The 8,720-nt window shown below is 70.4% G+C and carries 8 protein-coding genes and 1 pseudogene; 4 read left to right on the top strand and 5 right to left on the bottom strand.

The genetic code is table 11. The features are described from left to right. The first annotated feature begins 322 nt into the window (after nucleotides 1–322). Nucleotides 323–1,225 (top strand): SDR family oxidoreductase, encoded by a 903-nt coding sequence (locus AB0C20_RS33215; RefSeq protein WP_357188731.1) that lies wholly within the window; start codon nucleotides 323–325, stop codon nucleotides 1,223–1,225. 40 nt (nucleotides 1,226–1,265) lie between these two features. On the opposite strand, the gene AB0C20_RS33210 is transcribed toward AB0C20_RS33215, so the two are convergent. Together AB0C20_RS33210 and AB0C20_RS33205 are read right to left on the bottom strand one after the other, a co-directional pair. Further along, nucleotides 1,266–1,925 (bottom strand): nucleotidyl transferase AbiEii/AbiGii toxin family protein, encoded by a 660-nt coding sequence (locus AB0C20_RS33210; RefSeq protein WP_357188733.1) that lies wholly within the window; start codon nucleotides 1,923–1,925, stop codon nucleotides 1,266–1,268. Next, entirely contained in the window at nucleotides 1,922–2,263 is a 342-nt protein-coding gene (locus AB0C20_RS33205) for a hypothetical protein (RefSeq protein WP_357188735.1), read from the bottom strand. Before AB0C20_RS33205 ends, AB0C20_RS33210 begins: the two co-directional genes overlap by 4 nt. Before the next feature lie 707 nt (nucleotides 2,264–2,970). Here AB0C20_RS33205 and AB0C20_RS33200 point away from each other — a divergent pair. Continuing rightward, nucleotides 2,971–3,528 (top strand): hypothetical protein, encoded by a 558-nt coding sequence (locus AB0C20_RS33200; RefSeq protein WP_357569482.1) that lies wholly within the window; start codon nucleotides 2,971–2,973, stop codon nucleotides 3,526–3,528. A gap of 218 nt (nucleotides 3,529–3,746) precedes the next feature. Here AB0C20_RS33200 and AB0C20_RS33195 read toward each other — a convergent pair whose 3' ends face one another. Further along, nucleotides 3,747–5,186, bottom strand: coding sequence for an MFS transporter (locus AB0C20_RS33195; RefSeq protein ID WP_238685692.1), 1,440 nt, complete (start codon nucleotides 5,184–5,186; stop codon nucleotides 3,747–3,749). 85 nt (nucleotides 5,187–5,271) lie between these two features. Beyond that, complete coding sequence (locus AB0C20_RS33190; protein WP_091397890.1) at nucleotides 5,272–5,508, bottom strand: hypothetical protein; 237 nt, start codon at nucleotides 5,506–5,508, stop codon at nucleotides 5,272–5,274. Between the two features lie 148 nt (nucleotides 5,509–5,656). On the opposite strand from AB0C20_RS33190, the gene AB0C20_RS33185 reads away from it, so the two are divergent. Both AB0C20_RS33185 and AB0C20_RS33180 read left to right on the top strand, forming a co-directional pair. Beyond that, complete coding sequence (locus AB0C20_RS33185) at nucleotides 5,657–6,817, top strand: geranylgeranyl reductase family protein (protein ID WP_357188728.1); 1,161 nt, start codon at nucleotides 5,657–5,659, stop codon at nucleotides 6,815–6,817. 84 nt (nucleotides 6,818–6,901) lie between these two features. Continuing rightward, entirely contained in the window at nucleotides 6,902–7,075 is a 174-nt protein-coding gene (locus AB0C20_RS33180; protein ID WP_357188729.1) for a hypothetical protein, read from the top strand. A gap of 58 nt (nucleotides 7,076–7,133) precedes the next feature. Here AB0C20_RS33180 and AB0C20_RS33175 read toward each other — a convergent pair. Continuing rightward, nucleotides 7,134–8,624: pseudogene (locus AB0C20_RS33175) on the bottom strand (5'-nucleotidase C-terminal domain-containing protein); the annotation flags it as partial. Nucleotides 8,625–8,720 lie beyond the last annotated feature (96 nt).

Genomic DNA, 8,720 nt, shown 5'->3' with positions numbered 1-8,720 from the left:
GCACGATGAGCGCGCCCGTGCGACCCCGCAGGATGCGCTCCAAACCGTCGCGGAGGCGGCGATCAGCGGGGTGGTCGCCGCGGCTGCCGCAGCGACGAGCACCTGGCGGCGCGACGGGCCGGAGGGAGAGGTCATGACGTGCCTTTCCATGGGGGTGGACGCGCCTCGTGAGCGCCTTGCGCACCATAACCAGCACCCGGCACTCCCGCCACGGCAGCCCCGATCGGTGCAGCGGTTTCCGCAGGCCGACGCGGGGTAGGGCGGTCTGGGACGGTATTCGCGGGAGAGCCCCCGCTTCCCGCGCGCAGTGAGGAGAGTTTCAGTGAGCGAGGACCAGCACACCCAGCAGGACCCGACCAGCCAGTACGGCCAACAGTCCGGTCAGCCCGCACAGCAGCAGTCAGCGCCCGGCTCCACCGCAGAGATGACCCCGAAGCCGGACCACGGGGAAGAGTCGTACCGGGGCAGCGGCAAGCTCGACGGCAAGCGGGCGCTGATCACCGGCGGTGACTCGGGGATCGGCCGGGCGGTCGCGATCGCCTTCGCCCGGGAGGGCGCGGACGTGCTCATCTCCTACCTCGGCGAGGAGGAGGACGCCGACGCCCGGGAGACCATCCGGCTGGTCGAGGCCGCCGGCCGGCGGGGCGTCGCGGTACGCGGTGACATCACCGACGAGGCACACTGCCAGGAACTGGTCGACCGGGCGGTGCGCGACCTGGGCGGCCTCGACATCCTGGTCAACAACGCGGCGTACCAGATGTCGCAGGACAAGGGGATCCTCGGCATCAGCACCGAGCAGTTCGACCGGGTGTTCAAGACCAATCTGTACGCGATGTTCTGGCTCTGCAAGGCCGCCATCCCGCACCTGGCCGAGGGGTCGGCGATCATCAACACGTCGTCGATTCAGGCGTTCGACCCGTCGCCGCAGCTGCTGGACTACGCCACCACCAAGGCGGGGATCGCCAACTTCACCAAGGCCCTCGCCGCCGACCTGGCCGAGCAGGGCATCCGCGTCAACGCTGTCGCACCGGGGCCGGTGTGGACGCCGCTGATCCCGGCCACCATGCCGGAGGAGAAGGTGAAGCAGTTCGGCACCGACACCCCGGAGGGGCGTCCCGGGCAGCCGGCTGAGTTGGCACCCGCGTACGTTTTCTTCGCCTCGCAGGAGTCCAGCTACGTGACGGGCGAGATCCTCGGGGTCACGGGCGGCCGACCGACCAAGTGACACACCGTCGGGTGGGCGTCCGCGCGGGATGCCCACCCGGTCAGCGGGGCCAGGCGGCGAAGCGTTGCCGAATCGCGGCGACGTCGGCCGCGCCCAGGCCGTACCGGCCAAAACGCTGGTCGGAGAGCCGGTCCAGGTAGCGGCCGGCGGCGCGCACGTCGTCCGGGTCCAGCGCGGGGTCGACCTGCCGTGCCAGCACCAAAAGCTCGGCCACGTCGTAGTGGTCGAGGGCCGCGGCCACGTCGATGAAGTCGCGAACCTCCCGCCGGTTGACCAACGCCGCGATCTTGTTCGCCACCAGGTCACGAACGTCCATCACCGGGCCGAGGTCCATCACCACGGGGCTCTGCTGGCGGTCCAACCGGGCGAGACTGAGCCGGATCTGCCGTCCGTCGCGGCTCACCACGAAGTCCTTCATGTCCTGCTCGTACCCGTCGAACAGTTCGGCCAGCTCGCTGTCCGGGTCGGCGTCACTGACGATGAACCCGGCTCCCTCCAGGGCCACCCGCACCCCGGCTGACGCCGCCGCTGCGGCACCCTCCACGTCCGCGAAGAGATCCACATCCTCCGTCGGTCGGGCGACCAGCCCGTGCGCGGCCCACGCCACCCCACCACCCAGCACGAACCGGTACGGCCCGGCGGCGGCAAGCGCCACCCGGGCCACCTCCCGGTAGAACTCGTGCAGATGAGGCTCGGTCACGCCGCGCGCAGGCCGCGGTGCCGGCTCTCCCACGCCTGGCGTACGCCCCGAGGCAGGTTGAGCAGTCGCCACACCCGACGCAGTGTCCGCCCGTCGATCAGGGCGCGCAGATCCTCGGCCCGAGTGGTCTCGCGAAGCACGTTCTCGTACATCCAGAGCAGCTGGTCCGGGTCGCCGAGGTCAAAGGTGCGCTCGGCGTTCCACATCAGCCGTACCGGCAGCTCCACCACACCTCGGGTGGGGCCGGCAAGCTCGGCGAGCGTCCGCGCCACCACAGCGGGGCGACCCGGGCGGGCCAGAAAGGCCACGCCGGTCGCGGTGGGGGAGACGGCCTGCATGGTGTCAGGGTAACGCCCACCAGAGCGTGTGTCGCTCAGGTCGATCCCAGCACGCTGCGCCAGGCGCGCCGACACGATCGGCTCGGACGCGAAGTCCGTCCGGTTTGTGCCGCCCTCGCGCGGTCGGCCCGATCGTGATCGACGCGGGTTTCATGAAGTCGGGGTGTCCCGGCGTCCGGGATGCCCCGCCTTCCGTGAACCCGAGTGGATCATGCGAGTGGGGCCGGTTCGGCGCCGGTGGGCCCCGCGGGCGTGGGTGTTTTGTCCATTGCTGGGCGGCTGTGGGTGGTGACTGGGCGCACTCGTGGGCCGGAATCATGGGGGGGCCGGGGTCGTTACATACCCTGACGATCGCAGCACCACCGACTCGCCGCCCGACCCCCAGGGGTATGGGATGCAGGTCCCGCAGGTTGGAATGCCGACCCGCGCTCGGTCGTTACGACCCCCACGAACGACCGCAGGCGCCGCCACGATGAGGGTGCCGGCGAGTGGGCCGACCCCGGAATGACCCCGGCCCGCCGGTCGTTACACATGGTCCCGGCGCCACGAGCCCCCCGCTCGCAGGTCGCCGACCCCGACACCCCGACACGGTGTCACCCCCTCAGACTTTTCCCCCTTGTTTGTGCAGCGCCGGACGAGGTGCTCACACCCTTGCCGCCGCCCCCCTTGGCGGTGTGGGTGTCCTACCCCCGAAGGAGCTACCCCCCATGAACACGATCTTCCGTAAGAGCATGCTGTCCGTTGCTGGTCTCGCGTTCGCCGGTGGTGTGTTCGCCGGCCCCATCGCCGCCCACGCCAACCCGGTGGATGCCAAGCCCGTCGCGGTGGCCGTGCAGTCGGCGCCGAAGCCGCAGGGCGACCAGTCGCACATCAGCCTCAACGGCGAGCAGACCGCGAACGTGAAGGCGATCATCGCCGCTACGAAGAAGGCCGGTCTCCCGGAGCGGGCCGCGGTCATCTCGATCGCGACGAGCCTGCAGGAGTCGAAGCTGGAGAACCTGGGTCACCTGGGCGACATGAACGACCACGACTCGCTGGGCCTGTTCCAGCAGCGCCCGTCCAGTGGTTGGGGTACCCCGGAGCAGATCACCGACCCCGAGTACTCCACGACCGCGTTCCTCAAGGGCCTCAAGCAGGTCGACGGGTGGCAGGACATGCCGCTGACTGACGCCGCGCAGACGGTGCAGGTGTCGGCCTACCCGGACGCCTACGCCCAGTGGGAGCAGCAGGCCACCGACCTCGTCGCCCAGCACTGGAACAGCTGACCCGCACCACAAGCACGACTGCACGCCAGCACGCCAGCAAGACCGCCCCACCCGCACGACCGCAGCACTACAGCAGGACACCGACCCCTGGCCGGCACCCGCAACCTCGGGGTGCCGGCCAGCGGCACTTCCGTTCCCTGACCCCGCCACAGACCGCACCACGACATCGACTTGCTGGCCGGCACCCAACCCGCGTGCCGGCCATCGGCGTACCCCGATCAGGTTTTGTGGTTGTGGCTTCGCCAGATGTCGATCAGCGCGGTGATCAGCGCGAGCGCGATGATGCCGGTGGCGAGCATGAGGGACTGTTCGAAGGCGTTGGTCCAGTCCCCGCGGCTGTCGGCCAGCGTGGAGAAGAACAGCGAGCCGACGGCGGCGATGCCGGCGGCGGCGCCGATGCGCTGGCCGGTCTGGAGCATGCCGGCGCCGCTGCCCGCCTGCCCGACCGGCACCTCGGAGAGGGTGATCGTCTGGTTGGGGGCGATCACCAGCCCGCTGCCGATGCCGGCGACGAGCAGTGGGCCGGCGGTGACCCAGGGTGCCGGGGCGTCCGGGAAGAGGTGCAGTGCGATCACCGTGGCGGCCAGTCCGACCACCACGGTGAGCAGTCCGATGGCGACCAGTGGTCGGCCGAAGCGGTTGACGATGCGGCCGCCGAGCACGGCGGCGGCGGCGGAGCCCAGGGCGAAGGGGGTGATGGCCAGGCCGGCGACGAGGGCGCTGTAGCCGAGGCCCATCTGTAGGAACAGGGTGAAGATGAAGAAGATCGCGGTGAAGCCGCCGAAGTAGACGAGCGCCAGGATCGACCCCAGGGTGTACGACTGGAAGCTGAACAGCCGGAGGTCGAACAGGGGTTGGTGGTGGCGTGCGTACCGTCGCTCCCAGAGCCCGAAGGCGACCAACACCGCCAGGCCGACCGGGATGAGCGCCCACTTCCAGGGGGTCTGCCACTGCTGCTCCTGCACCAGTGGCAGCAGGACCAGGACCACTCCGACGCCGAGCAGCAGGACGCCGACGGGGTCGAGTCGATGCCAGCCGGCTTGGCCGCTGGGGCGGCCGGGCAGCAGCCGCCAGCCGAGGATCACCGCGAGGACACCGACGGGCACGTTGACGAAGAACACCCAGCGCCAGCCGTGTTCCTCGCCGCCGATGGCGATGAGCAGTCCGCCGAGCAGCGGCCCGACGGCGGTGGAGATGCCGATGGTGGCGCCGAGCAGCCCGAACGGGCGGGCGCGTTCGGGCCCACGGAACAGTTGCTGGATCAGCCCGATGACCTGGGGGTTGACGACGCCGGCGGCGGCGCCCTGCAGAAGTCGGGCGATGACCAGCCAGGTCGGGGAGGTGGCGAGCCCGGCGAGCGCGCTGGTGACGGTGAACAGGGCGATGCCGAAGACGAACGCGTTGCGCCGACCGCGGGCGTCGCCGAAGCGACCGGCGGGCACCAGCGCCAGTCCGAAGGTGAGCGCGTACCCGGAGAGGATCCACTGCAGGTCGCTCGACGACGCGTGCAGTGCCCGGTCGATGGAGGGCACGGCCACGTTGACGATGCTCACGTCGAGCAGCGTCATGAAGGCGGCGACGAGTCCGACGCCGACCGCCTGCCAGCGTCGTCGGTTCTCGGCCGCTGTCACCGGCTGCGGCGTCTGCGCCGCGCTCACCGCGCCCCCCGTCGACCCTCGGTCATGCATGGTTGACCGCTACCCGGGTCGTCGGGGGGCGAACCGTGCCGGCTGGTTCCGTCGGTCACGCCATCTGGCGGGCGCAGAACCGGGGACCGAAGTCGAGGCCGGCCATCGGTGAGTCCTCGCGGTGCAGCAGGCCCTTCTCGGTGAGCAGGTGCAGAGGGCTGCCCACCTGCTCCGCGGTCAGCCCGGATTCCTCGGCGATCAGGTCCGGGTAGGGCACCTGCCCGCGTGCCTCGAGGGTGGTGACCGCCTGGTACACCCGTTGCTCGGCCTCCGACAGTTGCACCTGCTGCATGGTTCCTCCTTGTGCTCGTCCGCCACTGCGGTGGCGGTTGCCGTGCGCCGGTTACCCCCTCGGTGCCCGAAGATGCACACCCGATCGGGCGGTCGCGACGGCGGGCGGGTCCGGCGGTCGGGCGAGGAAGGTGCCCTAGGCTGCTTCCGTGATCGTTTGGGATCTCGTCGTCGTCGGCGCCGGCCCTGCTGGGCTCTCCGCGGCGCACGCCGCTGCCCGTGCTGGCGTCTCCACCCTTGTCGTCGAGCGAGCCGTGCACCCGCGGTACAAGACCTGCGGTGGTGGACTGATCGGCACCTCGCTGGCGGCCGTTCAGGATCGGATCGAGGTGCCCGCGCACGACCGGGTGGACCGGGTGACGTTCACCCGCGACGGCCGTCGGGAGTTCACCCGCCGCAACGGCAGTCCGGTGGTGACGATGGTGCGCCGTGAGGAGTTCGACGACCGGCTGCGCGAGGCGGCGGTCGCCGCCGGCGCGCAACTGCGGGAGCGGGTCGCGGTCCGCGCGATCGAGCAGGACCCCGAGGGGGTACGCCTGCGGCTGGCCGACGGTACGACGATCGCGGCTCGTGCCGTGATCGGGGCGGACGGCTCGTCGGGGGTGACCGGGCGGCACGTCGGAGTGCGGTACCGGCAGGTGGATCTGGGTCTGGAGTTGGAGATTCCGGTGCCGCCCGCCGAGCAGGAGCGGTGGCGGGGCCGGCTGCTGTTGGACTGGGGCGACATGCCGGGCTCGTACGCCTGGGTCTTTCCCAAGGGCGACCGGCTGACCGTCGGCGTGATCGCCGGGCGGGGTGCGGGGGAGGGGACCCGCGACTACCTGCGGAGGTTCGTCGACCGGTTGGGTCTGACCGGGTTGCCGGCGGAGCACGACTCCGGTCACCTGACCCGTTGCCGCGCGGAGGACTCACCGTTGCGCAACGGCCGGGTGCTGGTTGTGGGGGATGCGGCGGGGTTGCTGGAGCCGTGGAGCCGGGAGGGCATCAGTTTCGCGTTGCGCTCCGGCGAGCTGGCCGGAGCGGCGGTCGCGAACGGTGATCTGGCCGGCTACGAGCGGGCGGTGGCCGAGCGTCTGCTGCCGGAGATGCGGGCCGGGTTCCGGCTGCTCGACGTGTTCACCCGTCGCCCGGACGTGTTCCACGCCCTGTTGGCGACCCCGCCGGGCTGGCGGATGTTCGTGCAGTTCTGTCAGGGTCGGGCGAGCTTCGACGAGATGCTGCGCCGTCGCCCGATCAGGCTGGCCCTCGCGGTGCTCGACCGGTTGTCCCATCGATCGCACCAGGCCACCACCCCTCACCCAGGATCCTAGGACGCCTTAGAGGGTGTGCGCCCGGCTACTGGTGTCGACCGACGTGGCGGCCGGACAATCACAGGGGAGCAGGAGGAGGCGCTGATGACCGATGAGCCGTTCACCGACGACGAGTACGCGTTTCTGCGCCACGCCCGGTTCGGGGAGTTGCCGCCCGCCGTCCGTCCCGACGAGCGGGTGGCCCTGACCGAGACCGATCCCGGGCGCGACCGGCCGGAGGAGTCCGAGGACCCGATCCGCTGGAACGTGCAGGGCTGAGAAACGCGAAACGGGCCGCGGGTGTCGCCACCCACGGCCCGTTCGTGCTGCGCTGCGGTCAGAAGACCGGCACGCCCTCGCGGACCAGACGCCAGTTGGGCTGGAAGAAGTCGGCCGGGTCGATCGTCCCCTTGGCCTGCGCCCAGTCGATGAGCAACTGACGGATCTCCTGCTGCGCGTTGTAGACCTGGGTCTTCACGATGCCGGGGAAGTTGCCACCGCCGCTGCGCCGGTAGTTGTTCACCGCCACCACGAACTGCGCGTTGTCCGCCACCGGGGTGTCGGTGCCGGCCAGCACCAGCCGGGTGATCCGCTGCCCGACCGGCTTGGAGATGTCGATGTCGTAGTCCAGGCCGGAGAAGACGTCGTAGTTGTAGTCCGGCACCGCCGGGTCGCTGATCTGCTCCGGGTCGACCGGGGCGCCCGGCGCGAGGGTGCGGAAGTACTTCGCCGAGTACTCCAGGTAGGCGCGCACCTCGGCCCCGCTGAGCACTACCGCTTCGAGGGTGTTGTCGTACACGTACAGCCCTGCCACGTCGCGGATCTTGACGTCGCCGGCCGGGAAGACGGCGGTCCGGCTGAACGGCGCCGCGATCGACAGCACCGGCAGGTCCGCGTACGCGGTGCCGGCCAGCGCCGCGCCGACCACCTCGGTCTGCACATGGTTGATGAAGTCCAGAATCGGCGTGTCCTTGTACCGCGACTCCGCCGCCGACAACTCCACAGTGGACTTGGCGACGACCTGGTTGACGTACGCCACGGTCTTCTGGTGCTGGGCCCGTACGGCGGCGAGCACCTTCGGGTCCTCGACCACAGTGTTGGTGTTCAGCATGGTGGCGGCCTTCTTGGTGATCGCCCACCGGCCACGCTCACGGGTCAGGGTGAAGTCCATCCGGGTGAGCCGCTGGCCCCACTTCGACGGCTCGGAGAGCAGCACCTGCGTGCCGGTGCGCTCGTTGGTGACGAACCGCTCGACCACCTCGTTGTGCGCGTGACCGAAGAGGATCGCGTCGATGCCCGGCACCTGCTGGGCGATCAGCGCCACCGGGTTCTCGTTCGGCAACTCGGGGCCGTAGCTGGAGGTGCCGCTGTCACCACCGTGCGCGGAGATCAGCACGAGGTCCGCGCCGCGTGCCCGCATGATCGGCACCCACTTCGCGGCGGTCGCGATCATGTCGTCGAAGCGCAGCTTGCCCTCGACGTTGCCCTTGTCCCAGATGGCCACACCGGGGTTGGTCAGCCCGAGGATGCCGACCCGCAGGGTCGGCGCGGCGAAACCGAGGGAGACCTTCTTGATGACGTACGGCAGGAAGGCCGGCTTGCCGGTCTTCGCGTTGACGGCGTTCGCGGCGAGGGCCGGGAACCCGAGCTGGCGGATCCACAGGTCCAGCAACGGCAGGCCGTAGTTGAACTCGTGGTTGCCCAGGGTCACCGCGTCGTAGTCGATGACGTTCATGGCGCGTGCCATCGGGTGCTTCTCCCCGGTGGCGGTGATCGGCTCCTGCTTGGCGTAGTACGTGGCCAGCGGCGTGCCCTGGATCGTGTCGCCGCGACGGGTTCTGGGGGCACCCTGAGGGGCCCTTCGACTACGTCACGACGAACGTCCTCGCCTCGATGGAGCAGTTCCCCATCTCGGGGTTGCTGG

The sequence above is a fragment of the Micromonospora sp. NPDC048843 genome (assembly GCF_040649965.1).
Taxonomy (GTDB): Bacteria; Actinomycetota; Actinomycetes; order Mycobacteriales; family Micromonosporaceae; genus Micromonospora; species Micromonospora hortensis.
Note: the sequence above shows the minus strand (reverse complement) of the source record. Positions and strands in the feature narration are given on the sequence as shown.

Bases quoted from the DNA above. Each gene is read 5' to 3' on its own strand.
- AB0C20_RS33205 (WP_357188735.1), bottom strand. From the start codon at position 2,263: ATGCAGGCCGTCTCCCCCACCGCGACCGGCGTGGCCTTTCTGGCCCGC.
- AB0C20_RS33200 (WP_357569482.1), top strand. From the start codon at position 2,971: ATGAACACGATCTTCCGTAAGAGCATGCTGTCCGTTGCTGGTCTCGCG.
- AB0C20_RS33190 (WP_091397890.1), bottom strand. From the start codon at position 5,508: ATGCAGCAGGTGCAACTGTCGGAGGCCGAGCAACGGGTGTACCAGGCG.
- AB0C20_RS33180 (WP_357188729.1), top strand. From the start codon at position 6,902: ATGACCGATGAGCCGTTCACCGACGACGAGTACGCGTTTCTGCGCCAC.